The 23,839-nt window shown below is 63.0% G+C and carries 26 protein-coding genes; 5 read left to right on the forward strand and 21 right to left on the reverse strand.

Annotation, left to right across the window (positions count from 1 at the left end; translation table 11 throughout):
* Positions 1-91 precede the first annotated feature (91 nt).
* On the forward strand, positions 92-694 hold the full coding sequence (locus AB3X95_RS24460) for a phospholipid-binding protein MlaC (protein WP_176120875.1): 603 nt from the start codon (positions 92-94) through the stop codon (positions 692-694).
* Between the two features lie 115 nt (positions 695-809).
* Here AB3X95_RS24460 and hpnH read toward each other — a convergent pair whose 3' ends face one another.
* Both hpnH and ispH read right to left on the reverse strand, forming a co-directional pair.
* Positions 810-1,964 (reverse strand): adenosyl-hopene transferase HpnH, encoded by a 1,155-nt coding sequence (gene hpnH, locus AB3X95_RS24465; RefSeq protein WP_176107065.1) that lies wholly within the window; start codon positions 1,962-1,964, stop codon positions 810-812.
* Between the two features lie 10 nt (positions 1,965-1,974).
* The gene (gene ispH, locus AB3X95_RS24470) at positions 1,975-2,919 is read right to left on the reverse strand and encodes a 4-hydroxy-3-methylbut-2-enyl diphosphate reductase (RefSeq protein WP_176366425.1); all 945 of its coding nucleotides are present in this window, start codon (positions 2,917-2,919) and stop codon (positions 1,975-1,977) included.
* A 378-nt stretch (positions 2,920-3,297) separates the two neighbouring features.
* Between ispH and hpnC the strand changes: the two genes are divergently transcribed.
* Together hpnC and AB3X95_RS24480 are read left to right on the forward strand one after the other, a co-directional pair.
* Positions 3,298-4,164: a squalene synthase HpnC gene (gene hpnC, locus AB3X95_RS24475; RefSeq protein ID WP_176120877.1), complete on the forward strand. Its 867-nt coding sequence runs from the start codon at positions 3,298-3,300 to the stop codon at positions 4,162-4,164.
* On the forward strand, positions 4,164-5,336 hold the full coding sequence (locus AB3X95_RS24480) for a glycosyltransferase (RefSeq protein WP_368622762.1): 1,173 nt from the start codon (positions 4,164-4,166) through the stop codon (positions 5,334-5,336). The genes hpnC and AB3X95_RS24480 overlap by 1 nt, the downstream gene beginning before the upstream one ends.
* A 92-nt stretch (positions 5,337-5,428) precedes the next feature.
* On the opposite strand, the gene AB3X95_RS24485 is transcribed toward AB3X95_RS24480, so the two are convergent.
* Complete coding sequence (locus AB3X95_RS24485) at positions 5,429-5,983, reverse strand: hypothetical protein (RefSeq protein WP_368622763.1); 555 nt, start codon at positions 5,981-5,983, stop codon at positions 5,429-5,431.
* A 99-nt stretch (positions 5,984-6,082) separates the two neighbouring features.
* Positions 6,083-7,093, reverse strand: a complete 1,011-nt coding sequence (gene hpnA / locus AB3X95_RS24490; protein ID WP_176366429.1) for a hopanoid-associated sugar epimerase — start codon at positions 7,091-7,093, stop codon at positions 6,083-6,085.
* Positions 7,094-7,231: 138 nt separating this feature from the next.
* Between hpnA and AB3X95_RS24495 the strand changes: the two genes are divergently transcribed.
* Positions 7,232-7,525 (forward strand): acylphosphatase, encoded by a 294-nt coding sequence (locus AB3X95_RS24495; RefSeq protein WP_013092809.1) that lies wholly within the window; start codon positions 7,232-7,234, stop codon positions 7,523-7,525.
* A 103-nt stretch (positions 7,526-7,628) separates the two neighbouring features.
* Here the strand turns inward: AB3X95_RS24495 and egtD are convergent, their stop codons facing one another.
* Positions 7,629-8,612 carry an L-histidine N(alpha)-methyltransferase gene (gene egtD / locus AB3X95_RS24500; RefSeq protein WP_176120881.1) on the reverse strand — a complete coding sequence of 328 codons (984 nt, stop codon included), beginning with the start codon at positions 8,610-8,612 and terminating at the stop codon, positions 7,629-7,631.
* Between the two features lie 558 nt (positions 8,613-9,170).
* Here egtD and rarD point away from each other — a divergent pair.
* Positions 9,171-10,061 (forward strand): EamA family transporter RarD, encoded by an 891-nt coding sequence (gene rarD, locus AB3X95_RS24505; RefSeq protein ID WP_368622764.1) that lies wholly within the window; start codon positions 9,171-9,173, stop codon positions 10,059-10,061.
* A gap of 20 nt (positions 10,062-10,081) precedes the next feature.
* Here the strand turns inward: rarD and AB3X95_RS24510 are convergent, their stop codons facing one another.
* The 16 genes from AB3X95_RS24510 to AB3X95_RS24585 form a co-directional block, all read right to left on the reverse strand.
* Positions 10,082-10,621, reverse strand: coding sequence for a DUF962 domain-containing protein (locus AB3X95_RS24510; RefSeq protein ID WP_176120883.1), 540 nt, complete (start codon positions 10,619-10,621; stop codon positions 10,082-10,084).
* 129 nt (positions 10,622-10,750) lie between these two features.
* Positions 10,751-11,068 carry a hypothetical protein gene (locus AB3X95_RS24515; RefSeq protein WP_176120884.1) on the reverse strand — a complete coding sequence of 106 codons (318 nt, stop codon included), beginning with the start codon at positions 11,066-11,068 and terminating at the stop codon, positions 10,751-10,753.
* Positions 11,069-11,309: 241 nt separating this feature from the next.
* On the reverse strand, positions 11,310-11,696 hold the full coding sequence (locus AB3X95_RS24520; protein WP_176107054.1) for a hypothetical protein: 387 nt from the start codon (positions 11,694-11,696) through the stop codon (positions 11,310-11,312).
* Positions 11,697-11,844: 148 nt separating this feature from the next.
* A complete protein-coding gene (locus tag AB3X95_RS24525) occupies positions 11,845-13,839 on the reverse strand; it encodes a putative bifunctional diguanylate cyclase/phosphodiesterase (protein ID WP_368622765.1) in 1,995 nt (664 codons plus the stop codon).
* Positions 13,840-13,975: 136 nt separating this feature from the next.
* On the reverse strand, positions 13,976-14,701 hold the full coding sequence (locus AB3X95_RS24530; protein ID WP_176107052.1) for a GGDEF domain-containing protein: 726 nt from the start codon (positions 14,699-14,701) through the stop codon (positions 13,976-13,978).
* 1 nt (position 14,702) lies between these two features.
* The gene (locus AB3X95_RS24535; RefSeq protein WP_176107051.1) at positions 14,703-15,098 is read right to left on the reverse strand and encodes a DUF1987 domain-containing protein; all 396 of its coding nucleotides are present in this window, start codon (positions 15,096-15,098) and stop codon (positions 14,703-14,705) included.
* Positions 15,099-15,117: 19 nt separating this feature from the next.
* Positions 15,118-15,681: a SiaB family protein kinase gene (locus tag AB3X95_RS24540; protein ID WP_368622766.1), complete on the reverse strand. Its 564-nt coding sequence runs from the start codon at positions 15,679-15,681 to the stop codon at positions 15,118-15,120.
* A 12-nt stretch (positions 15,682-15,693) separates the two neighbouring features.
* Entirely contained in the window at positions 15,694-16,809 is a 1,116-nt protein-coding gene (locus tag AB3X95_RS24545; protein WP_176120889.1) for a SpoIIE family protein phosphatase, read from the reverse strand.
* 310 nt (positions 16,810-17,119) lie between these two features.
* Positions 17,120-17,380, reverse strand: coding sequence for a hypothetical protein (locus AB3X95_RS24550; protein WP_184225405.1), 261 nt, complete (start codon positions 17,378-17,380; stop codon positions 17,120-17,122).
* Complete coding sequence (locus AB3X95_RS24555; RefSeq protein WP_368622767.1) at positions 17,373-18,122, reverse strand: DNA/RNA non-specific endonuclease; 750 nt, start codon at positions 18,120-18,122, stop codon at positions 17,373-17,375. Before AB3X95_RS24555 ends, AB3X95_RS24550 begins: the two co-directional genes overlap by 8 nt.
* A 319-nt stretch (positions 18,123-18,441) precedes the next feature.
* A complete protein-coding gene (locus AB3X95_RS24560) occupies positions 18,442-18,801 on the reverse strand; it encodes a DUF3564 domain-containing protein (protein WP_013092796.1) in 360 nt (119 codons plus the stop codon).
* A 216-nt stretch (positions 18,802-19,017) separates the two neighbouring features.
* Positions 19,018-20,730, reverse strand: a complete 1,713-nt coding sequence (locus AB3X95_RS24565; RefSeq protein ID WP_368622768.1) for an acid phosphatase — start codon at positions 20,728-20,730, stop codon at positions 19,018-19,020.
* 101 nt (positions 20,731-20,831) lie between these two features.
* Positions 20,832-21,128: a hypothetical protein gene (locus tag AB3X95_RS24570; RefSeq protein WP_368622769.1), complete on the reverse strand. Its 297-nt coding sequence runs from the start codon at positions 21,126-21,128 to the stop codon at positions 20,832-20,834.
* A gap of 192 nt (positions 21,129-21,320) precedes the next feature.
* Positions 21,321-21,782 carry an N-acetyltransferase family protein gene (locus AB3X95_RS24575; protein ID WP_368622770.1) on the reverse strand — a complete coding sequence of 154 codons (462 nt, stop codon included), beginning with the start codon at positions 21,780-21,782 and terminating at the stop codon, positions 21,321-21,323.
* Positions 21,783-21,924: 142 nt separating this feature from the next.
* The gene (locus tag AB3X95_RS24580; RefSeq protein ID WP_176366435.1) at positions 21,925-22,128 is read right to left on the reverse strand and encodes a DUF3562 domain-containing protein; all 204 of its coding nucleotides are present in this window, start codon (positions 22,126-22,128) and stop codon (positions 21,925-21,927) included.
* A gap of 236 nt (positions 22,129-22,364) precedes the next feature.
* Positions 22,365-23,663, reverse strand: a complete 1,299-nt coding sequence (locus AB3X95_RS24585) for a TAXI family TRAP transporter solute-binding subunit (RefSeq protein WP_368622771.1) — start codon at positions 23,661-23,663, stop codon at positions 22,365-22,367.
* Positions 23,664-23,839: the final 176 nt, after the last annotated feature.

The following is a 23,839-nucleotide window of genomic DNA, read 5'->3' on the forward strand; positions in this document are numbered from 1 at the left end:
GGGAACGTAATCCCCGCTATACTGGTCTACCCTCTTTAGCCGCGGGGGCTGCGGCCCGCCGGCGCTACTTCTTTCGAGTCATGACAAGCGTATGAAACGATATCTGACTGCTTTTGTGGCTGCGGCCGTGGTATCCACGGCGGCGTTTGCGCAGAGCGCACCCGACGCGGTGGTAAAAAGTGCAGTCCAGGGCACGGTGACTGCAATGAAGGCTGACCCGCAGGCGCGCGGCGGCGACATGGCGAAGATCACCCAGGTCGTCCAGACGCACTTCCTGCCCGCCACCGACTTCCAGCGCACCACGCGTATCGCGGTCGGCAAGCCGTGGGCGACCGCGACGCCGGAACAGCAGAAGCAACTGTACGAGCAGTTTACGCTGCTGCTGACGCGTACCTACGCCGCGTCGCTATCGCAATTGCGCGACCAGGAAGTGAAGTTCCAGTTTGCGCCGGTCAGCGCGCCCGCCGGCGCGACCGACATCGTCGTGCAATCACACGTGATCAGCACCGGCGGCGACGATGCAATCGACTACCGGCTCACCAAGGGGCCGTCGGGCTGGAAGATCTACGACATCAACATGATGGGCGCGTGGCTGATCCAGGTGTATCAGACGCAGTTCGCCGATCAGATCGCCAAAGGCGGCATCGACGGGCTGATCAAATTCCTGACCGAGCATAATGCGCGCGGCGCATAAGCGGGTCGGTCGGCAGAAGCGTTAACCGGTAAAAGAAAAGCGCGGTGGCCTTGATTGGCCACTGCGCTTTTTTCATGCTTGATAGGAGGCGCCCGGGCGCCTCCTGTGCAACGCGTCAGTGCGTGGCCGTCGCGGTCTCCACCTTCTTGCCCTTGCCGGCGCGCGTGATTTCTTCGAGCTTGATCTCGACGTGACGCGAGAACACGTACTCGGCGGGACGCTGCTTATCCAGCGGGATGTCCTGCGCGAACGCGCCCGTGGTCTTCGGACCGCGCATGCTGACCTTCAGCGCCTTCAGCGGATGCGCGACCGTGTCCATCACGGCCGTCGCTTCGAAGCCGCAGTGGACCATACAGTCGGCGCACTTCTCATAGTTGCCGGTGCCGTACTTGTCCCAGTCCGTGGTTTCCATCAGTTCCTTGAAGGTCTTCACGTAGCCTTCGCCGACCAGATAGCACGGCTTTTGCCAGCCGAACACGGTACGCGCCGGGTTGCCCCACGGCGTGCATTCGTAGGTCTGGTTGCCCGCGAGGAAATCGAGGAACATCGCCGACTGGCTGAACGACCAGTTCTTGCCGTTGTTGCCGCGCTTGAAGATCTCGCGGAACAGCTGCTTGGTCTTGTCGCGATTCAGGAAGTGCTGTTGATCGGGCGCGCGCTCATACGCATAACCCGGCGACACCGTGATGCCGTCGACGCCCATCGGGCCCAGCGTGTCGAAGAACTTCGCCACACGCTCCGGCTCTGCGTCGTTGAACAGCGTGCAGTTGATGTTCACGCGGAAGCCGCGGCGTTTCGCTTCGCGGATCGCGGCGACGGCCTTCTCGTACACCCCTTCCTGCGACACCGAGTGATCGTGCGCTTCCTTGTCGCCGTCGAGGTGAACCGACCACACGAAGTACGGATTCGGCTCGTAGTCGTCCATCTTCTTTTCCATCAGCAGCGCGTTCGTGCACAGGTACACGAACTTCTTGCGCGCCATGATGCCCTTGACGATCTGCGGCATTTCCTTGTGCAGCAGCGGCTCGCCACCGGCGATCGAGACGACCGGCGCACCGCATTCGTCGACTGCCTGAAGGCATTCTTCGAGCGACAGACGCTGGTTCAGGATCGGATCCGGATAGTCGATCTTGCCGCAGCCATTGCAGGCGAGATTGCAGCGAAACAGCGGCTCCAGCATCAGGGCGAGCGGATAGCGTTTGTTGCCGGAGAGATGCTGGCGCATGATGTATGCGCCGACGCGGACTTTCTGTAGCAGCGGAATAGACAAGGCGTCCTCCTTAAACTTCGCGTGCAGCGAGAGGTTGCATCAGCTTCGATGGCAACTTGAATTCGACTTTTTCTTCACGGCCCGCCATCGTCGCGACATCGACGGGTCCCAATGCGCGCAGCGCATCGATTACGTTTTCGACCATTTCTTCGGGTGCCGACGCGCCGGCCGTGATGCCGACCGTCCGCACGTTAGCGAACCATTCCGGCTTCACTTCGGAGCCGTCGGCGACGAGGTAGCTCGCCACGCCGCTCTCACTGCCGATTTCGCGCAGCCGGTTCGAGTTCGAGCTGTTGGTTGCGCCGACCACCAGCAGCACATCGACCTCCTTGCTCAGTTCGCGCACCGCCGCCTGGCGGTTCTGCGTTGCATAACAGATGTCGCGCGTGTCGGGACCGACGATGTCGGTAAAGCGGCGCAGCAACGCGTCGATGATGCCGCGCGTGTCGTCGACCGACAGCGTGGTTTGCGTCACGTAGGCGAGCGGCGTATCGACCGGCAACTCGAGTTTCGCGACTTCTGCTTCGCTCTGCACCAGCAGCACCGTGCCGGGGATCTGGCCGATCGTGCCTTCCACTTCGGGATGGCCGGCGTGGCCGATCAGGATCAGCGTGCGGCCGGCGGCCACGTACTGGCGACCCTGCACATGCACCTTGGTCACGAGCGGGCAGGTGGCGTCGAGCACGTCGAGGCCGCGCGCTTCGGCATCACGTTCGACGGTTTGCGCAACCCCATGCGCGCTGAATATTGCGACGGCGCCTTGCGGCACTTCATCGAGCTCCTCGACGAAACGCGCGCCCTTCTGGCGCAGATTGTCGACCACATGACGGTTATGGACAATCTCATGACGGACATACACGGGAGCACCGTGTTGCTGTAACGCACGATCGACGATTTCGATTGCGCGGACAACGCCCGCACAAAAGCCGCGCGGCTGGGCAAGGATGACTCGCATAAGTTGGCGAACTCCGACTAACGCGGGTTTCGAAGAAGTCGTGAAGCTGACTTTATCGCCGCGCTCATCATGATTAGTTGACGTCTTGAGCCCCGGCGACCGGCCGGTACAGCAAAACCAAACGCGCATTCTAACGCTATCGGGGCCGCTTTGCTTTCTGGTGCGGCCCGCGTGTTGGGCGCTTGCCGCATCCGCTGGGCCTTGCGCAGGAGCGAGGGCTACGGAGCGTTACAACGATGTAAGGAGCCAGCGCCAGATCGCCCCGTAATGCGCCCGGCCATGACCGCACACTGCACCGTCACGGCGGAACCCTTAAACTACCGATCCTTGCTGCGCGGACATCGCGCTGTATTACAGAATGGTTTCGAGGCTCGCTGGATGGACGTCGATCAACACGAAAACTTTCCGATCGCGAGCGTGTTGCTGCCGAAGGCGCTGCGCGCGCCTGTCGGTATTATCTATCAGGTCGTGCGCACCGCGGCCGATATCTCCGCCGAAGGTCAGTGGAACGCCGCCGAGCGGCACGCCCGTCTGGCCGATTTCCGCGCCGGGCTCGACGCGATCGCGCAACGGCGCGCCGCGCCCGTGCATGCGCTGCTGTTCGGCAAGCTCGCTGGCGTGATCGCGCAATACGAGCTGCCGCTCGAACCGTTCTACGATCTGCTCGACGGCTGCGCGCAGGACATCGATACGAATCGCTATGCGGATCGCGCCGCGCTCGTCGACTATTGCCGTCGTTCGGCGCATCCGGTCGGGCATCTGCTGCTGCATCTGGTCGGCGCGGCGACGCCGGACAATCTCGCCGACGCCGACGCGATCTGCACGGCGTCGCAGCTGATCAGCTTCTGGCTCGACGTCGCCGCCGACTGGCAACGACAGCACGTGTATCTGCCGCAAGCCGATCTGCGGCGCTTCGGCGTGACCGAGGCGCAGATTGCCGAGGGGGTCGTCGATGACGCGTGGCGCGCGCTGATGGCCCACGAAATCGCGTTCGTGCGTGCCACGCTGATCAGCGGCGCGCCGCTCGCGCTGCGCATGCCGGGGCGGTTCGGCATCGAGCTGAGCGGCGCGGTGCATGCCGGACTGCGGTATCTCGAGCGCATCGAGCGCGCGGGCTACGATGTGTTCCGCAAGCGCCCGGTGCTCAATCTGTTCGACTGGTGCGTGGTGGCGGCACGCACCCTGACAATGCAACTATCCAGGCGCGTCGGCATGGCGGCGCGCTCAATCGAGGGTAATGCTTAATGGCGGCGGTCCTGTTCATTCTTTCGTGTGTTTCCCTGCTGATCTGGTGCGTGCTGCTGTTCGCGCGCGGCGGCTTCTGGCGCGCGCGCCCCGCCGCGCCGCTGACCATCGCGGCGCGCGAAGCATGGCCGGCCGTCGCGGCCGTCGTACCGGCGCGCAATGAAGTCGACGTGATCGCCGAGGCGGTGACGTCACTGCTCAAGCAGGACTATCCGGGCGCGTTCCACGTGATCGTCGTCGACGATCACAGCACCGACGGCACCGCCGACGCCGCGCGTGCCGCCGCGCTGCAGCTGCAATGTCCGGAGCGCCTCACCGTGCTGAGCGCTAAGCCGTTGCCGCCGGGCTGGTCCGGCAAGGTGTGGGCGCAGTCACAGGGCATCGAGGCGGCGCGCACGCTCGATCTGCCGGTCGAGTTCCTGTTGCTGACCGATGCCGACATCGGCCACCCCGCCGAGGCGTTGACGCAGCTCGTCGCGCGCGCGAATGCCGAAAAGCGCGACCTCGTCTCGCTGATGGTCAGGCTGCGCTGCGATTCGTTCTGGGAAAAAGCGCTGATTCCGGCCTTCGTGTTCTTCTTCGCGAAGCTGTATCCGTTCGCGTGGGTCAACAATCCGCGCAACCGTACGGCGGCCGCGGCGGGCGGCTGCATGCTGGTGCGCCGCGCGGCGCTCGAGGAGGCGGGCGGCATCGAGTCGATCCGTGGCGAACTGATCGACGATTGCAGTCTCGCCGCGCGCATCAAGCATCGCGGCACCGGGCGTCATCCGATCCGCCTCGACGTGGCGGCGAAGAGCGTGTCGCTGCGTCCGTACGATAGCTGGCGCGACATCTGGAACATGATCGCCCGTACCGCGTTCACGCAGTTGCGCTACTCGCCGCTGCTGCTCGCGGGCACGCTGGTGGGAATGGCGATCATCTATCTGTTGCCGCCGGTCGCGGCGTTGATTCTCGGGCCGCTCGGCTGGCCGGCCTGGATCGCGTGGGCGGCGATGTGCTGCGCGTATGCGCCGATGCTGGTCTACTACCGGCGCTCGCCGCTGTGGGCGCCGTTTCTGCCGCTCGTGGCGCTGTTCTATGTCGGCGCAACGTTCGCATCGGCGGTGCGTTACTGGCGTGGCAAGGGTGGACAGTGGAAGGCGCGCGTGCAGGCGCCGATGCAGGAGCGGTGAATTCGTTTGGCGCAGGCCAATGATGCTCCCGGCAGAATGCAGACGTAAAAAAAGCGGCCCCAGGCCGCTTTTTTTACGTCACGCGCTTCTCGTCACGCGTTCGTCAGCATCATGTACAACTGGATCACGACGTCCGGCGAGAACGTGAACGGCACCCAGCCGTGGCCGGTGTGGCGCATCACGAGCAAACGGTCGCCGCTCGACTGCTTCTGCACGGCCATCATCGGATTCTTTGTCGACACGAATTGCCAGCCCGGCGGGATGCCCTGCGGCTGCTCCGGCGTCATCGACGCGCGCGCGTTCGACAGTTCCTCGATCAACCGGCTGATCTGCTCGGGGCGCAGCGCGACGGTCTGGTTGCCGATCGTCATCGTGATTTCGTCACGCGCCGGGCGGTTGATTTCGAGCGTCGGCTGTAATTGCGGGGCGGCCGGCTTATCGATCGCTGCGGCGTTTGCTGCGGGGCTCGCGGGGTGTTCCGCGGCCGCTTGCGCCCCTGTGTCGTGCGCGGCATGCTCCGCCGCTGCTGGCGAGGCCGCCGCGTCAGCGTTTGTCTCGGGAGTGTTCTCGGCCTGCGTGGCCACGACAGCCTGAATGAGCTGATCGACGCCCATTTCCAGCGCGCCGAGCTGTTCGTGAAGATTCATGCGAGGTTTCTCAGGTAGGACCCGCGATTTTACCCGCTGCACGCGGGCTTGGACCCGTCGCCGGCTCGGGACTTGTAACAAATTGCTTACCGCTGTCGCTTACCGCTTCAGATACCCCGCCTGCCGGAACCATTCGAGCGCATCGCCGAGACCCTCGCGATAAGGCCGCGCGCGATACCCCAGCTCGCGTTCCGCCTTCGCCGACGTGAAATACATCTTGTTCTTCGACATCTTCAGTCCATCGACGGTGACGAACGGTTCGCGCTTCGTGAACTTGGCGACCGCTTCCGCGCCCATCGCGAGCGGATACAAAGGCCAGCGCGGCAGGCTCAGTGTGGGTGCCTTGCGGCCCGTCAACGCCGCGATGTCGGCGAGCATCTGCTGCAGCGGCAGATTTTCGCCGCCGAGAATATAGCGCTCGCCGATCTTGCCGCGTTCGAGCGCGAGGAAATGGCCGGCGGCGACATCGTCGACGTGCACGAGGTTCAGCCCGGTATCGACGAATGCGGGAATCTTGCCGAGCGCCGCCTCCAGGATGATGCGGCCGGTCGGCGTCGGCTTCACGTCGCGCGGGCCGATCGGCGTCGACGGATTGACGATTACCGCGGGCAGGCCGTCCTCGGCGATCATGCGCTCGACCGCGCGCTCGGCGAGCACCTTGCTGCGCTTGTAGACGCCGATCGCCTGGTCGGCGCGAAGCGGCGAGGTTTCGTCGGCGGACTGGCCGGAGCTCGTCACCTTCAGCGTCGCAACGCTGCTCGTGTACACGATGCGTTCCACGCCTTCCTTCAACGCCGCGCGCATCGTCGCCTCGGTGCCTTCGAGGTTCGCGCGCTCGATCTCGCCGGGGTCCGGCGCCCACAGCCGATAATCGGCGGCCACGTGCAGCAGATAGCGCACGCCGCGCAGCGCGTTGCGCATCGATGCTTCGTCGCGCATGTCGCCGACGATGATTTCCGCATCGAGCGATTCGACGTTCTTGCGCGGACTCGTCGCGCGCACCAGCACGCGCACGCGAAAGCCTTTGCTCTGCGCAATGCGCGCCACCGACGAGCCGACGAAGCCGGATGCGCCGGTCACGAGCACGAGATCGCGATTCTGTTCGGTCATTGTGTTTCCATTTCCTGCGTGACGGTCGACGGATTGTACGTGTCGCGCGCGAGGGATGGGTGTTGTCGAGCACGCTCGCCGCGACACGACTAGAATGCCGGCTTGAAAGACTGTCAGGCATCAAAAGGAGGTAGCGGCATGGCCCCGGATCTGGATGAGCGGATCGAAACGTATTACGCGCGGGTGCGCGGCACCGTGCAGGGCGTTGGCTTTCGCCTCGCGACGGTGCGCCAGGCGCACGCCCTTGGCATCAAGGGATGGGTCGCGAATCTCGACGACGGTTCGGTCGAAGCGATGTTGCAGGGACCGGCCAATCAGATCGACCGGATGCTGTCGTGGCTGCGTCACGGACCGCCGGCGGCGCGTGTGACCGAGGTGAGCGGCGAGGAGCGCGCGACCGACAAGCGGTACGAGCGCTTCGAGCAGCATTGAGTTCGAGCCAGGCGGGTTAAAAAAGCGGCGCGCCGTCCAGAGGAGGGCGCGCCGCTTTTTCGTTGATGCCGTTATCGGCCGCGGTTTGTCGCGTGGTCAGCGCTTAGCGCGCCACCAGCAAACTCTCCGCGAATCCCCACTCATCCTCGATCCATTGATGGCTGCACACGAAGCCGGCGTCATCAGCGATCGCGGGCAATTCGTCCGCGCGATACTTGTGGCTGCTTTCGGTCCAGATCGTCTCGCCTTCCTTCAGCGACACCGTCAGCTTTGCGGCGCGCACGTGAGCGGTGATATCGCGCTTCGCGCGCAGATGCATCTCGATGCTGCGCGCGTCCGGATTGAAGCGCGCGACGTGCTCGAACTCATCGAGGGGAAAGTCGCCGTCGAGTTCGCGGTTGATGCGCGCGAGCAGATTCAGATTGAACGACGCGGTCACGCCGACCGCGTCGTCGTACGCGGCGATCAGCACGGGGGTCGGTTTGATCAGATCGGTGCCGAGCAGCAGCGCGTCGCCGGGCGCGAGCATGTTGCGGATGTCGCGCAGAAAACGCGTGGCCGCGAGCCGGCCGAAGTTGCCGATCGTGCTGCCGAGAAACAGCACGAGCAAGCGGTCGCCGGGCGCGCGCTGCCGGCTCACCTCGGCGAGACCAGCCAGATAGTCACGCTCATAGCCGACGATCGAAATCCGCTCGATGTCGCCGAGTTCGCGCCGGCACAACTGCAAAGCACTGCGCGATATTTCAATCGGGCAGTAAGAAGTAGGGCGCTTTTTACACAGCGCCTCGAGAATGCGCCGCGTTTTGCGGCCGCTGCCGCTGCCGAGTTCGGCGACCGTCACGTCATGCGGCAAATGCTCGACGATGTCGGCCGCGTGCTTCGTGAGCAGCCGTTCTTCGGCGCGCGTGACGCCGTATTCGGGCAATACGGTAATCACTTCAAAAAGTGCGGAGCCGACTTCGTCGTACAGATACTTCGACGGCAGCTCTTTTTGCGGCGTGTGGGTGAGGCCGGCGTGAACGGCGGCGGCGAAGGCGCGGCGCAGTTCGGAAGGCGAGTTGCTAAGCGATAGGGCTGGCTGGGTCATGCTGGCTCCAGTAGTCACATTCGATGAGCGGGATTGCTGCCGGGTGGTGGCATGCGCGGTGAAACGCGGTTGACGCGTGCCGTGGGCGAGATGCGCGGACGTCGGTTCATGGCGGCCTCCAAGACTACGCTCGGAGTTGCATTCGCCGACCCGGCTCGTGGGTGCTGCTGGTTTCGTGCCGCTGTGGCCGTCGTTGTCGCGGGTGATGCGGCCACAGCGTGCAAAACTTGGTAGCAAGATTCGCGCACGGCGCTGACGAACGTACATGTGTTCGTCGGCCGCTGCGCATGAAGTTATGTTTTAGTGCATTGACGCGCAATGCGCACGACTAATTGCAGCCGATTGACGAAAAAGCGCAGGCCCATCGGCGACTAACCCGTCTAGAATGCCCGTTCTCCGGCTTTTTTGCAGAGCCGCTTCAGAACAACAATGCAGCGTCGGCCGCTTTGCCCGCATGCCTGCCTGCTCACGAGACATCATATTCATGACGACAACGAACGCCGCGAGCCTGGGTCGCGCGCCACAAGCCCAAGCGTCACACCGATTCCGGACCGCGCAATGACTCACAACGACTTCAGGCGCGGGATCGCATTGTCGGTCGGTGCGTCGGCGATGTTCGCATTGCTGTCCGCTTACGCGATGCTGCTGAAACCGCTTTCGGGCCTCGACATCTTCGCGTGGCGCATCGTGTGGACCGTGCCCGGCGCGCTGCTGCTCGTCGCGCTGCGCAAGCGTCTGCCGATTCTGCGCGCGCTCGTTGTGCGAATGATGAAGCAGCCGAAGCTCGGCATCGCGATGAGCGTGACCGCGGGCTTGCTCGGCGTGCAGCTCTGGCTGTTTCTGTGGGCGCCGCTGCATGGGCGCATGCTCGAAGTGTCACTCGGTTATTTCCTGCTGCCACTCGTGATGGTGCTGGTCGGGCGCTTCCACTATCACGAGCGGCTCGACGCGTTGCAGTGGCTCGCGGTCGCCTGCGCTGCGGTTGGCGTCGCGCACGAGCTGTGGGTGACCGGCGCGTTTTCGTGGCCGACGCTCGTCGTCGCGCTCGGCTATCCGCCTTATTTCATGCTGCGCCGCCAGATCAATCAGGATTCGCTCGCGATGTTCACCGTCGAAATGGCCTTGCTGATGCCGGTGGCGATCGTGTTCATTCTCGTCGGCGGTTCGCTGCAAGCGATCGCCGGACGCGCGGAAATGTGGTTTCTGCTATTGCCGGGCCTCGGCGCGTTGAGCACGCTCGCGCTCGCTTCGTATCTGAAGGCGAGCCGCCTGCTGCCGGTCGCGTTGTTCGGCATCCTCGGCTACGTCGAGCCGGTGCTGCTCGTGTTCGTATCGATCACGCTGCTGCGCGAAACGCTGAGCGTCGCGCAACTCGCGACCTATGTGCCGATCTGGATCGCCGTTGCGCTGACCGCGCTGCACAGCGTGCGCTTCGTGCGGTTTGCATAGAGCTGAACGGCGACGCCCGCTCAGCGATGCGCTTCGGTCCGCTGTGGATTGATGCGCGTCGGGCCTACCTGCGCCTCGATCGCGTCGCGCAGTTCGGGACGCCAGCCGACACCGAACAGCGCTTCGGCGAGCACGAATAGCGGGCCGATCAACAGGCCGATCACGTCGTCGACGAAGGCCGGCTTGCGATGTTCGTACGCGACGTGACCGACGAACTGGAACCCCCAGCCGATCACGAAGAGGCCAATGCCGGTCGCGAGCCACACGAGCGTCGTTTGCGCGGCGATCCACTCGCCGAATCCGACACAAAGCGCCGAGATGCAGGCCATCAGCACGCCGAGCGGCACGTCGAGCGCGAGGTAATAGACGGTCGCCGCCACGAACAACAGCCACGCTGGCGACAACGTGATCGGGAACATCCCGGCATCGAACGACGGGCGGCTCAGCAACACCGCGAGCGCGAGCACGATCATCGGAATGCCGACGAAGTGCGTGGCGATATTGCGCCGGTCGCGGTGGTAGGCCGCGTATTGCGTGAGTTGCTGCGTCAGCGTTCTCATCAGTGCCGCTCCTGTGTCAACGTCAGCATAATCGCGCGCAGCGGATTTTCAAACCATCGGGTAGCCGGCGATCAGCGACGATCGCCCGCGAATGCTGTCCATGGTTCGTACGGTGCTCGCCGAGCGCGTTTAACGCGCGCCCGGGTGACCGACGCGACGTTTCAATGCGCCGATCGTCGCGGCGGGCAACGTGGTGAGCAGCGTGTGCAACGTGAAGTCGAGGTCTTCGCGCGCGATGTCGAGTTGCACGCGGACTTCTCCGCGCACGGTTTCCGTGTTGATGACATAAACGCCGAGCGGCGAATGAAGCAGTGCGCGCAGGTGAGGGCGCGGCAGCGTCACGAACAGAAGCGAGCGCGTGGACGGAAACGGAATGACGTTGCTGTGTTGAACCTGCTTGCTGGCAGGTTGCGCAGAGAGCGTGTCGAGCGATTGCGTGAGAGCCATGTGATGCGGCGTTCGTGTAACGCGATGGTGAATTGGAACAATTCGAGCGTAATCGCCCGCAGGTAAAGACGGTGCAAAAATTCGCGGGTCTGTCGGCAAAAAGATACGACACGGCATGGCGCACGGCGTAAAAAAAGGCGAGTCATAAGACTCGCCCTCCCTGAACGGCACGGCCCGGCTTCGATCAGCTTCTATTTGAACAGCACCTGGATGGCCGGTCAGCGCCGAAACCGATCACGTGTTATTGCGTTTTGGTCGTGTCGGCTTGTGCGCCGTCGGCTTTCGCCGGGGCAGTGCTGGCCTCTTTCGCACTCTCCGTTTTAGTCTTCGCGGCGCTCGTTTCGACGGCATGTTTGCCTGTGGACTTGTGGGCCTTCTTCGTATGGGCGGAAGTCTTTTTCACGTGCTTTTGCGTGGCGGCTTCGGCGGGCGCTTTCGCTGCGGCCGCGCTGTCGTCCGTCGCACCGGCTTGTACCGCGGTGCTTGCTTTCAGACTCGCCTGGCCGGCAGTCGGCAGCTGCGTGGCTTGCGCGGGTTGCGCGGGTTGTGCGGCGGACGGTGCGGCCGTTTGAGCAAATGCGGTCGACACGAGCAGTGCGGAAGCAACAGCGGCGAAAAGCGTCTTCATGATGTGACTCCTGGTTGAATCGGTGGATTCGTTTGTCGCGGCTGAATTATTTCAGCGCTGCCGGTTTAACGTAGGGCGGAATACAGGAGTTGACGCTGCGCTGGTGACAAAACGTAAGTAGTGCGTCAGCGCGGACACATCTTGCGGCTCACAAAGCGAATCCACGGAAAGTCGCCACGCTCAATGAAGACGCGACCGCGGTCTTGCCGAGCAATTGCGCTAAAGCCTCCGGCGAGACCGCCGGGCTAAACAGGAAACCCTGGGCCACCGTGCATCCGTGGCGGACCAGAAACTCGCGCTGGACCTCGAGCTCGACCCCTTCCGCGACCACATCGAAGCTCAGCGTTTCAGCAATCGCGATGATCGCAAGCGACAGCGCTTCGAGCTCCTTGTCTCTGCCGATTTCGCAAACGAAGGCGCGATCGATCTTGATGCGATCGACGCTAAAGCGTTTCAGATAGCTGAGGCTCGAATAACCGGTGCCGAAGTCGTCGATAGCGATGGAAACACCGAGTTCGCGCAGCTCGCGAAAAGCCCGTTGCGCTTCTTCCGCGTTGCGCATCAGCGTGCCCTCGGTGACTTCGAGTTCCAGCAGTTCGGCGGGCCAGTTGGCGTCCTCGAGTGCCGAGCGCACCACGCCGGGGAGGTCCGCCCGTTCGAGTTGAAGTGGCGAAACATTGACCGAGATGCGCACCGGGGGAAGCCCCGAGTGCACCCACGCGCTCGCCTGCAGGCACGCTTGCCGCAATACCCAGGTGCCGATGCTCTGAATCAGACCGGTTTCTTCGGCAAGCGGGATGAAGACGGCCGGCGACACCTCGCCGAGTTCGTCGTCGTGCCACCGCAACAGCGCCTCGGCACCGACGATGCATCCGGTTTTCATGTCGATCTGCGGCTGATACGCCAGATACAACTCATTGGCTTTCGCCGCGCGCCGCAGTCGCGTCGTGAGCCGCAACTTCTCGGCGGCCGCCCGGCTCAACTCCGGTTCGTAGAATTGATAGCCGTTTCGCCCGCGCGATTTCGCCACGTACAGCGCGGCATCGGCATTGCGCGTGAGCAATTCCGGCTTCGCGCCGTCTTGTGGAAACGTACTGACGCCGATGCTTGCTTCGAGATAAAGCTCGTGCTCGCCGATGCCATACGGCTCGCTCATCTCATGAATCAGCGAGTCCAGCATTTCGGTGAGTTGCGTCGCGTCGGCTCGTTCCGCGACGATGACGAATTCATCGCCCCCGTAGCGCGCGACGAAATCCGTCGCGCGCAGCAGGCGCTGAAGCCTTCGCGCCACGGCTTGCAGCAGCAAATCGCCGATGCGGTGTCCGAGCGAATCGTTGACGTCCTTGAACCGGTCGAGATCGAGGAACAGGACGGAAACGTTCTGGCCTGTCGACGCCGCGCGCACCAGCGACGCCGAAAGATGTTCGCCGAGCAGCACCCGGTTCGGCAGCTCGGTCAGGGCATCGTATCTGGCTTGATGCTCGAGTCTTTTGAGCGAGCGGCGAAGATGCGCTCCAATGCGGCCGTTCCAGTGAATCAGCGAAAGCAGCAACAAGGCCGAAGCGACGCCGCAGCCCAACAGCATGCGCGTAAACCACTTCCCGTCCAGCGAGGATTTGCTCACGACTGAAGCGACCTTAGCATCGGCCGCGAGTCGTACGTCGACTACCCGTTCGAGGACGCTATAGAAATAGGCGTCGATTTCCTCGAGTCGGGGGTCGCCCACTGCCACGCTGCCGGGATGTTCCGCGATCATGCGCGCAAGACCGAAGCTCTGCTCGCTGAGTCTGCCGATCATGTCGTCCAGGTCCGACAGCCGCGATACGCATTCCTGATTCTCGCTGCAGCTCTCGCGCGCGTCGCGCGTCAACGCGAGCAGCTCCAGCATCGGAAAGCTATAGGCCGCGCGGTTGAAAAGCGGCACCGTGGCTATCGAGGTGTAGAGCGTCGCATGCTCATCGAGCATGACATGCTGAACCTGGTCGAGGTCGTGGCGCAGCCGACCGGAAGCCTGGATCGTCCGAAGCGAACTGTCCTGCTCGCTGCTCTGGCGGATTGCGAGGAAGGTACTCGTCGCAATGACAGCGAGAATGGCAAGCACGGCTATGACAGTACCGGCTTTGCGCGTTGCTTCCTGTCCCAAGGCGCTTCCTTTCCGTCAACCCGGCGCGGGCGAAAACCGGCCCGCCCGGATAGTGAATGTTCAGGTGGCTGCATGACTTGCCTTAGGGCGCTGGGGATCTACCCGGTAATGGCGCGCTATGGCTCTGCTTGTCCGCCTATCGATCGGCAAATTCCACGCGGTTGCGACCGCTTCGCTTGGCGCGGTACAGAGCCGCATCGGCGAGACCGTATGCGGTGTCGAAACAGGTTCCGACTGCGTTGATGCTGACGCCAAAGCTGGCCGTGATGCGGCGCTCGACCGGCGGAACGACCAGCGAGTCACTGATGGCTTCTCGCATGCGCTCGGCAAGAATGGCGCCACTGGCCGGTTCATGACCGGGCAGCAGCACCGTGAACTCCTCACCGCCCACTCGCCCGATGAACCCTTGTTCCCCCACGATTCCGCGCAGACAATCGACGACCCCCGAAATGACCGCGTCTCCAGTGGGGTGGCCATAGTCGTCGTTGATCCGCTTGAATTCGTCGATGTCGAGGATGATCATCACCGCGCTGCTGGTGCGCAAGACCTTGGTGGTCCGCTCGATCACGGCGCTGCGGTTCAGTACGCCCGTCAACGCGTCGTGCGAGGCGCGATACGCCAACTGCTGAGCCAGCACCTGCATCTCGCGTTCCGCCCGGTCGCTGCGGCCGATCAGGCGCCGGGTTTCGCGCATCAGGCGCTGGAAGTGCTCGATCAGTTCGCCCAGCGACTGGCGATACTCCGCGGCATCCGCATCGATGATCGAATGCATCGCGCGGGCCTTTGCCAGCGCCGTGCTCTCGTTCTGGAACAGATCGGGTGCGCCGCCCGAGGACACGTCACGGGAAGAGGTCGAACGCACCTTATTTTCCTTGCTGCGCGATGGGGCGATCGGTGAACTCGATCGCGCGGAAATCGGCCTTCAGTTCTTCACCGAATTCGGCAATGGTCTCGTCTTCCTCGTCGCGATACCAGTTCATCGACACGCGGCTTCCCGATTCCGCCGCCTGATCGAGCGCGTCGAAGATGCTGAACAGCATCTTGGTGCTCGAGCTGTTGAAGTACGTCAACGCGACGTCGATGGTGATTTCGGCCCCGGTGTTCGCTGCGAGGTACTTGCGCATCTGCTCGATGATCGGCGCGTAAAAAGCGGCTGCATTTTCCGGGTAGGACTCACCCTTGATCGACAACGCGTGTTGGTCGAAGCGAAAGTCGACTTCGGGCGACGTCGTCGTCGCGGGGATGTGTAGGTTTTCCATTGTTCTTGTGCCTTCCTGCTCAGATGATGGCCATGAGGCAAAACAGCGTGGTGCCGGGTTCGTCGGCACGCGGATGAAAAGCGAATTCAAGCGGCGCGCTCGCATCGCGCGCCATCGTCAGGAAGCCAAGGCCGGCGCCCTTGCTGTCCTTCGGCGCGTCGGCGCGCAATGTCACCTTGTACGCCTGCTTGATTTCTTCGAGCGACATGCTGCGCAGAGGCTCCAGCCTTTTGCGCAGGCCCTCGACCTCGGCGGTCGCGATGGGATTGACGCACAACATCACGTGATGCTCGCCGTGCCTGGAGATGCACACCGCGCCCTCGCGTATCGCGCCCGTCGCTTCGCCGCCTGGCTCCAGCGCGTTCGACGAGTAATGAACGATGTTCTGTGCCAGCTCGATAAAAGACGAGAAGAGTTTGCGGCGGGTCGGACCGCTGACGCCGGCGACTTCGAGTTGCAGTTTCACGACTTCGCCCATCGACGCGACGATGTTATGGGAGAAGTAGCCCTTGTGATAGAAGAGCACATTGCGCCGCTGCGCGAGTTCGAAAAAGGCGCTGTCTTGTTCTAGTAGTTGAGACATTCTGGGAATTCACTAAATGCGGGCACAGAAAAGCGTGACGTCGTCACGGCGCGGTTGATTGCCTTGCCATTCCGCGAGCGCGAGCCGGACGCGCTCGCAAATCGTCGCTGGGGTTTCGGCGCGGTTTTCGAGGATCAGGTCGAGCGCACGGCGCCGGCCGAAGGAAATGTTGCGCGGACCGCCGATCTGATCGGCGAGGCCGTCGGTATAGATGAACAGCAGGCTACCCGCCGAGACCGGAATCGAGCGCAAGCTCCATGCATAGTCGGCGCGACTGTCCACGTAACCGACGCCCATGCGGTCGGCGCTGATCGTCTCGAACTCCGCGGCATCGGGTGACAGGATGTGCAGCGCGATCCTCGCGCCGGCAAAACGCAGCATGCTCTCCGTCGCATCGAACCAGAAGAGTGCCGTGTCCAGGCCGTCGTTGGATTGGGTTCCTTCGTCGGCACTGTTCACTTGCCCCAGCAAGCCCTTGACGTTGCGATTGACGGCCGCCAGCAGCGCGGCGGGGTCGCGCGGCCCGATCTGTTCGAGCGCCTTCGACAACGACGCCGAAGCAAGCAAGGTCATGAACGCGCCGGGAACGCCATGTCCGGTGCAATCGGCAACAGCGCCGAACCAGCCGTTCGGAAAGGCCGCGAAATGATAGAAGTCGCCGCCGACTACGTCGCGAGGTTCCCAGACCATCGCCGCGTCGCGCAGCTTCATCGAAAGCGTCTCGCTGGAAGCGCGCAACATGGCGCGCTGGATCACGCTGGCGTACTCGATACTCTGCATGATCTGGCGGTTCTTCTCCGCCTGCATTTCCGCGACCGCGCTGATCAGTTGCAGACCACTGCCGAGACCTGAGAAGAGTCCGTCGCGTGTCACGATGAAACCATCGACCAGTGCTTTTTCTCCGGCCTCGACGGTCCTGAACGTCAGCGCTTCGATGCTCACGTCGGCATCGACGATGAGCGGGTCCTTGTCCATGAACGCGATGCAACTCTTCTTGTCGTAGAGCTCGCGATGGAACGGCTTGCTCATCTGCGACATGAAGATATCGCGGTTGATCAGGCCGATGGGACGGTGGTCATTGATGACAGCGAGGCTCTGCATGTCGCGGCGCGCCGAGAAGATCTCCATGACCACGGAGTTGGGGTCTTCAACGTCTACGGATGGAACTTCGTGGCACAAGTCTCCGGCTGTGCGCGGATTCCCCTGTGCGGAAGAGCGGCGAAATCTCGAGAACGCTGGATGCATGGCGACGCCAGTCGATGTATGAGGAAACCTCGCACGCTAAGGTTTCTCCATGTACTTTATGTGACAGAGCGGAGGCGATCCACTCGATTGGCGCGAGATTAGAAAACGAGTGGTCACGCAAAGGTTTGCGTGACCGACATCAGTAAAACTTGCGGGCTGCGAGGTTGCGCAAATGCAACGCCGACGGGTCCGGTTATTCAAACGGATTCCGCACGACACCCGGCTTGGCATCCGGCTCGTCCTGCACCTTCGCCGGCAAATCCTTCTGCGCCTGAAGACTCGCGACGATTGCATCGAGCGCTTCCTTCAGCGCGAGCGCCGCCTTCAGGCCGCGTTGATCGCGCGTCAATTCGAGCGTGCCGTTCAGCACGACACGCGTCGTGCCGTTGCTGAGCGTGAGCGCATCGCCCTGAATGTTGAGCACGTCGTCATCGTTCGAATAGGGCTTAAACACCTTTTAGTCCTCCTGGCCGCTGGTCCTTCAGGTTATCCGGAATGCCCGGAAAGCGGATGCCCGACATTGCTTCGAGCTCGTGAATCGTGCGCATGTCGTAGCGGTTGGTCGCTACATTATCAACCACGACTGCGAATGCCAGTTGACGCGACGGCACATAGACGACCTTGTACAACTGGGTCGGCACGAACACGCGCGTCGGTCCGATCGTCTGCAATTGCTGTCCGGTGAACAGCGGTCCGGTGACGACGTACGTGTCGTCGTAGGCGAGTGCGATCTTACGCACCGCGGTTTCGATGCGTGCCCACAATCGTTGGTTGTTCTGACGGTCTTGCGGCACGATGTTCGCGAGCGAGAACGATTGCGCCATCGCCTCATTGTTCCAGCGATTGCCCGCCGGACTCATATGGCCGCGATCGAAGCCGCTGCGTTTGTAGTCGGCGAGGGTCGCGCCTTCGCCTTCGGGCAGACGCGCGTCTTCGAAGAACTTGTTGGTACGCACCATGTCCTTCGCTTCTTCGATGTGCTCGCGTGTCAGATGCTCGGCCGACCACAGCGGACCGTGCGTGATACCCGAATGCAGCACCGCGAAATCGCTATAACAAAGCATGCGCGTTTTGGGCGCCATCTTCTGATTGGCGAGGATGGGCCATTGCGCATTCGGCGTGAAACTGGTGCAGGAGGGCGTCGCGCCCGCATGAACGGCGACGGCGAGGAACAGACAGGCAAGCCACTTCTTCATGTGTCGGTGGTTCGATGAAAGGGGACGCAAGTATAGCGTCGCGGCCCGCATCGAGCGACCGCACCATGCGAATCAAAGAAAGGGGATGGGAAACAGAAGAGGCGGCGTGCGCCGCACAAAAAAGTGGGCCGCTTTGCAGCGACCCGAATGCGTGGACTTCCGACTCTACTCACGCAATCTTAAGAAGGTCTTAAGACCTGCGTTCTCGCGGTACGTTATGTTCGTTTTCGCACGAACAGATTTACGCGCTCGAGCAGTGCTCGCAGAACGAGCCGGAAGTTTCGACCGGAAAAGAGAGCGCGGCGAAGCGCGCCGGAGATTAATTACCGAACACGCTGTTTTCAGCGCGAGTTTTTTGACGATCCACCGCCTGCAAACGCCAGAAGCCGCTAGTCGCCTTGCGGGTTCGCAGCGCGGTCCATGCTGCGGCGCCTTGCGCGGCGCTCACTCGTTCCTTGCGATCGACGTGCAGACCGCGCAACGTACAGAGCGGCGCGTCGGCGCTCGGTGCGCACAGCGTGGTCACGCCGTTCTCGTCGCGCAGTTCACCCCAAGGGGGCAAGTCGATCCCTTGATGCGCTTCTCTCGACCACCGATGTTCATCAGTATCGAGCCAGAGCACAGCGTAATCATGGCTTACGGTGGGATCGGAACCGTTGATCAGGATGGTCAGTCGCATAGCAGTTCCGTTCATAATTTGCGAAGGGCTTTACCAGTCTAGGCGGCGCGGCGCTTTATGCAAGACAAAGGCATGATTTGCGAATGGAAAAATAATTCGCCAAACCGGTGGGAAGGTACGATGCATGCTCAACGCGGCGCGGCGTACGCGATATGCATGCTGTAACGACCTCATGCACATCGCGAGCCGCGGCAAATCAACGCAGCCGACAGGCGTTCAAGCGAGATCGAGCGAAGCGGTCAGATCGCCGAGCGGCGCGAGTCCGTTGCTGGCGAATGCCTTGTCGCGCGCGACCACGCCATCGAGCGGAGCGAGTCCATGCACACGACTAATGAAACGCAGAATTGAGTTCGTGTCGTACACCGTGTGATCGACGTAACCCTTCTTCGCGAGCGGCGAGATCACCAGCGCGGGAACGCGCGAACCCGGCCCCCAACGATCCCCGGTCGGCGGCGCGACGTGGTCCCACCACCCGCCGTTCTCGTCGACGGTGACGATCACGACCGTGTTCTGCCATTGTGGCCCGCGCTGAATATGCTCGATCAGCGTCGCGATGTGACGGTCGCCCGAGGCGACGTCGGCATAGCCCGCGTGCATGTTCAGGTCGCCCTGCGGTTTGTAGAACGTGACGGTCGGCAAACGTCCCGCGTCGATGTCGGCGATCAGGCGATTGGTCGACGCGTCGTTGCCCATCCCGCCGTCGCGCAGATAGCGGCGGCGCGCGGCCGTGCCCGGCGCGTAATTGGCGAAGTAGTTAAACGGCTGATGGTGATACTGAAAGTCGGGCATCGATCCCGTATCGCGATGGTCGAGCGCGAATTGCCATGCGCCGCTGTACCACGCCCAGTCGATGCCCTTGGCGGTCAGCCGGTCGCCGATCGTCGCGTAATTCTGCGGCGGCATCACGCGCGGGTCCGACGGATCAGCAAATGCCGGGTCGCCGCCTTCGGCCGGACGCACGCTGCTTGGCTGATACGGCGGAGCCATCGTGTTGACTGCGTAGCCGTCGGCGGTGAAAGCGCCGTCGTTGACGAACTTTGGCGGACCGTCGAGCGCCGACGCGGGCGAATTGGGCGCGAGCTTCAAACGCGTGCCGGTCGGATCGTCGCCTTCCACGACCGACACCATCTTCCTCGCCGGGCTGTTGTGGATGTCCGGGTAGTACGGCGCCTGCGCCGAGATCAGGAAGATGTGATTCAGCCACGAACCGCCGAAAGCGGCCATGAAGAAGTTGTCGCACAGCGTGTACTGCTGCGCCAGATTCCAGAGACGCAGTGAGTCGGCGGAATTGCGGTAGTGCCCCATCACGAGGCCGCCCGAATCGCCCCACGCGGCGAACTGGTTGTTGCGCCCCGCGTTGATCTGCATCTGGTTCTGATAGAAGCGATGGATCAGATCGCGGGTGATCACGCCGGTCGGCAGCGGCGCGCCGTGCGCATCGACGATCTGGAACGGCCGGTTGCGCAGATGATCGAGATCCTTTTCGCCAATCATGTAGCGCTTGCCGTCCACTTCCTGCGCCTGCGGCACGAGCCCGCCCCAGATCGCCGGCAGCCGCGGCAGCGGCGTCTTGCCATCGCGGTCGAGTTGGACGTACTGCTCGGCGGTGACCGCGTCGAGAGGATGCTGGACACCCGGGTAGTTGCCGTACAAGTTCGCGAAGCTGCGGTTCTCCGCGTAAATCACCACGATGTTCTTCACCTGATCGTGCAGCGCAGCGTCGAGCCGCAAGTCGGCGGCGCTGCGCGGCGGGCCGTTGCTCGCGAGTGCCTCGCCCGTTTTGCAGCCGGGCAGCGCGAGGCCGAGGCCGACTGCCGCGAGACCGGTCAGGACGCGCCGGCGTTCGGGATCGTCGGGGGCGTCGTTGGTGTTGTCGATTGAATCGGGGTCGTCCAGTTTCGGCGGCAGGTGAGGATCGTGGTCGGTCATCGGTGAGTTCCGAAGGAGACGTGACGGTCGCTTCGGCGCCGCTGGAGGCGGCGCGCGCGACACCGGTTATGGGTCCGCCGAGGCCGGCAGGCCCCGCGGCTTTACGGCAGCCGACGCTTCACGCGCCAGCTGTGATGCGTGGCATCGACAGCCAATAGTAGCCAGTGCCGTGCGTCGACCGGATGACGCTTTTGCGTCGCGTAACGGTCGACGGTCAATTCGAGTTCGTCATGCGCGCGCCGATGATAGGTGGCGTGCGCGCCGGAGCCATCCGCGAACTCGACGCGCGCCTCGGCGAGGTTCGGCACGCCGGCCGGTTCGGGAAGTTCGGCGATGCGCACCGCGCAGCCCGGATAAAGATGCGAATCGGCAACCTGAATCTGGATCGCGTTGGGCATGACGTGGCCTCCTACGCTTGGGCGGCGCGAGCGCGCGGCTGGGACACACCGCGCCGCTGGACCGGATCAAAGCATAGCACCGCGCGGCCGAATCGCCGCATGCTTCGCGCTATCGTCCTGAATTGAATCGGATGAACCGCATAGCGGGACGCGACCGGGCTCGGCACGCATCCGCTGAGCCGCGCTCAGGCGTCAAAGCGTTTTCCGATAAACCACGAAGCCGGACTTTTCCGCGACCTGGTCATAGAGCTGCATCGCGGTGTGGTTCGTCTCGTGCGTCTGCCAGTAGACGCGTTGCGCGCCGTCGGCTTTTGCCCGCGCATAGACGGCCTCGATCAGCGCACGGCCGACACCCTTGCCGCGCTCGCTATCGAGCGTGTATAGATCCTGCAGATAGCAGATCGGTCCCGCCATCGTCGTATGGCGGTGATACAGAAAATGCACGATGCCCTGCAATTGCCCGGCGCGTTCGGCGACGAACGCATGCATCGGCTCGTAGCCATCGAAAAAGCGATTCCAGGTGATTTGCGTGATCTCGCGCGGCAACGCGGTGTCGCCCGAGCGGCCATAAAACGCGTTGTAGGCGTCCCATAGCGGCAGCCATGCATCGAAATCGTCACGGGTGACGGCGCGAATCTGCAGCGGGGCGGACATGGGGGCGGCTCCTTTGGAAAGCTGTGGGACCGCCAGCATAGAAAATTTGCGGCGTGATTGTTAGCTCCACCATGAACGCCAAATCTGGAGCCACGACGCTTGCGGCAGTGCGGTGAGCCGATGCATCACCGCCTGCAGCGAGTCAGTGCTTGCGAGGATGCTTCTGGCGAAGCTCGTTGCGGACCTTCTTCGCGGCGAACAGCGGCACGTAGTCGAACACGCGCGCCTCGCTCCGGAATTCGGCGAGCGAATCGGCGTACATGCGGGACACCGTTTCGGCCGGCGTGTCGGTTTCTTCGGCGATGCTGCGGACTATTTCGTCTACATTCGGCTCGGGCTGCGACATGGACGCTCTCCGGTTAGTGTGCGGCGGACTGGATGGACGGTACGCGCACGGCAGGAGTCCATTACAGGATGCGATTCGCGAGCACGCCAATTAAATCGGCCTATCGTCCGACCGATTTCACAGAGATTTTCTTCTTGCGCTGCGGCATGCGACCCTGCGGCGAGGGCGCGCGGAAAATCAACCGGTACGGCGGTGGTGAATACCCGGGAAACGCGCAGGGGTAAGGAGCGGCGTCTCTATTTCTCCATCTTCTGCGCTACGTGCGCGATCCGGTCGCGCACGACGCCGATCGCCTGCTTCAGCGCGTAAACGTCCTGAAAGTAGCGGTACGGAATCCGGATCTGGCTAGCGTTCGCGTCGATGTTTTCAATCTCGTCACTCCATTGCGCGACCTGCGCGCGAGTCGGCTCGGCGTTCTTCCATACTTCGTCCTCGAGCGCCTTGATCGCGCGGTACCACACGAACAGGCGTTTCTTCATACGCGCTTCGAGCATGCTCGGCAGCGCCTGGGCGAGGCCGATCAGCAGCGCAAGGAACGGCACCAGAATCAGCAGCCGCCGCTCGATCAGACTCGCGAGCCAGAACGGCAGGTAGCGATACAGAAACGGCCGGCCCGATTTGAAGTAGCGCACGCTTTCGTCGGAGATCGGGAATTCTTCGGTGTTCAGGTTCGGGAACGTGCCGAGCGGCGTGAAGTAGTCCTCGCCGCCGTGCACCGTGCGCGCGGCGTCGAGCAGCAGATAAACGAGCGCTGGATGCAGCGTGTCCTTCGACACCAGCAGCGCCGTCGCCGCGAGCAGCGTGACGTCGCTGCGCGGCAGATCGTCGGCGACGCTCGTCGAGGCACGCGGCAATACGATCTTCGACAGCGACGGGAATTTTTGCGCCAGTGCATCAGCCTGCGCGAAGCTCATCAGCTTCAGGTTGCTGGTCAGCAGCGTGTGCTGCATGTCGGCGTCGGGCCGGCCGATGAAGAACGCCGCGTCGATCTGACCGCTTTCGAGCCCTTCGTATGCGGCGTTCGCGTCCATCTGCAGCAGCGTCGAGTTCTGGCTCGTGACGCCGCTGTAGCCGAGCAGCACCTGGGAGACGTTGAGCAGCCCGCTGCCCGGCACGCCTATCGAAATGCGCTTGCCGCGCAGTTGCGACAGCCGGTCGATCGTCGCGTCGCCGCGATAGAACACCCAGATCGGCTCGTACGACACGGCGGCGATGGTTTGCAGATTGTCCGTGTCTTTCGGACTGGTCGTGCCCGACTGGATGAAGCCGACCTGATAGGCGCTGTCCGGGTCCGCGAGGCGCTGGTAGTTTTCGACCGAACCCGACGAGCTGCGGATGTCGAGCTTGATGCCTTCGCGCTTGAGCAGCGGCGCGTAGCGATCGGCAAAGCCGCGGTAAATGCCACCGTCCGCGCCGGAGGTGATGACGATCGTGCGCTGGAACGCGGGCTCGAGAATCAGCGCGAGCATCCAGCCGAACGCGGCGACCAGCACGATCGCGCCGATGATCAGAAGACGCCGGCGCCGCCGTGTCATCGGGGTTCTCGGGCTGCGGTACGGCGCGGGGTCTGGTCTCGGCATCGTTACCCGGTTTGGTCAGGTCCGGCCTTGGTGAGTAAAGGAGTGGGATCGGGGTTTGGTTCCTCAACTTTACGATATCGGGGAGTTTTATTCGATAGCCAGTGATGTGCAGTGAAAAGATGCGGGTCTGT

Origin of the sequence: Paraburkholderia sp. BR13444, assembly GCF_040948755.1 — a bacterium.
GTDB classification, from domain to species: Bacteria; Pseudomonadota; Gammaproteobacteria; order Burkholderiales; family Burkholderiaceae; genus Paraburkholderia; species Paraburkholderia youngii.

Excerpts from the sequence above, each read along its gene's own strand:
- ispH (WP_176366425.1), bottom strand. The coding sequence starts at position 2,919 with ATGCGAGTCATCCTTGCCCAGCCGCGCGGCTTTTGTGCGGGCGTTGTC.
- AB3X95_RS24520 (WP_176107054.1), bottom strand. The coding sequence starts at position 11,696 with ATGAAGACGCTTTTCGCCGCTGTTGCTTCCGCACTGCTCGTGTCGACC.
- AB3X95_RS24510 (WP_176120883.1), bottom strand. The coding sequence starts at position 10,621 with ATGAGAACGCTGACGCAGCAACTCACGCAATACGCGGCCTACCACCGC.
- AB3X95_RS24495 (WP_013092809.1), top strand. The coding sequence starts at position 7,232 with ATGGCCCCGGATCTGGATGAGCGGATCGAAACGTATTACGCGCGGGTG.
- hpnA (WP_176366429.1), bottom strand. The coding sequence starts at position 7,093 with ATGACCGAACAGAATCGCGATCTCGTGCTCGTGACCGGCGCATCCGGC.
- AB3X95_RS24565 (WP_368622768.1), bottom strand. The coding sequence starts at position 20,730 with ATGACCGACCACGATCCTCACCTGCCGCCGAAACTGGACGACCCCGAT.
- AB3X95_RS24545 (WP_176120889.1), bottom strand. The coding sequence starts at position 16,809 with ATGGAGATCTTCTCGGCGCGCCGCGACATGCAGAGCCTCGCTGTCATC.
- AB3X95_RS24575 (WP_368622770.1), bottom strand. The coding sequence starts at position 21,782 with ATGTCCGCCCCGCTGCAGATTCGCGCCGTCACCCGTGACGATTTCGAT.
- rarD (WP_368622764.1), top strand. The coding sequence starts at position 9,171 with ATGACTCACAACGACTTCAGGCGCGGGATCGCATTGTCGGTCGGTGCG.
- AB3X95_RS24585 (WP_368622771.1), bottom strand. The coding sequence starts at position 23,663 with ATGACACGGCGGCGCCGGCGTCTTCTGATCATCGGCGCGATCGTGCTG.
- AB3X95_RS24460 (WP_176120875.1), top strand. The coding sequence starts at position 92 with ATGAAACGATATCTGACTGCTTTTGTGGCTGCGGCCGTGGTATCCACG.
- AB3X95_RS24515 (WP_176120884.1), bottom strand. The coding sequence starts at position 11,068 with ATGGCTCTCACGCAATCGCTCGACACGCTCTCTGCGCAACCTGCCAGC.
- hpnC (WP_176120877.1), top strand. The coding sequence starts at position 3,298 with ATGGACGTCGATCAACACGAAAACTTTCCGATCGCGAGCGTGTTGCTG.
- AB3X95_RS24540 (WP_368622766.1), bottom strand. The coding sequence starts at position 15,681 with ATGTCTCAACTACTAGAACAAGACAGCGCCTTTTTCGAACTCGCGCAG.
- AB3X95_RS24560 (WP_013092796.1), bottom strand. The coding sequence starts at position 18,801 with ATGCGACTGACCATCCTGATCAACGGTTCCGATCCCACCGTAAGCCAT.
- AB3X95_RS24535 (WP_176107051.1), bottom strand. The coding sequence starts at position 15,098 with ATGGAAAACCTACACATCCCCGCGACGACGACGTCGCCCGAAGTCGAC.
- AB3X95_RS24570 (WP_368622769.1), bottom strand. The coding sequence starts at position 21,128 with ATGCCCAACGCGATCCAGATTCAGGTTGCCGATTCGCATCTTTATCCG.
- AB3X95_RS24555 (WP_368622767.1), bottom strand. The coding sequence starts at position 18,122 with ATGAAGAAGTGGCTTGCCTGTCTGTTCCTCGCCGTCGCCGTTCATGCG.
- egtD (WP_176120881.1), bottom strand. The coding sequence starts at position 8,612 with ATGACCCAGCCAGCCCTATCGCTTAGCAACTCGCCTTCCGAACTGCGC.
- AB3X95_RS24580 (WP_176366435.1), bottom strand. The coding sequence starts at position 22,128 with ATGTCGCAGCCCGAGCCGAATGTAGACGAAATAGTCCGCAGCATCGCC.
- AB3X95_RS24480 (WP_368622762.1), top strand. The coding sequence starts at position 4,164 with ATGGCGGCGGTCCTGTTCATTCTTTCGTGTGTTTCCCTGCTGATCTGG.
- AB3X95_RS24485 (WP_368622763.1), bottom strand. The coding sequence starts at position 5,983 with ATGAATCTTCACGAACAGCTCGGCGCGCTGGAAATGGGCGTCGATCAG.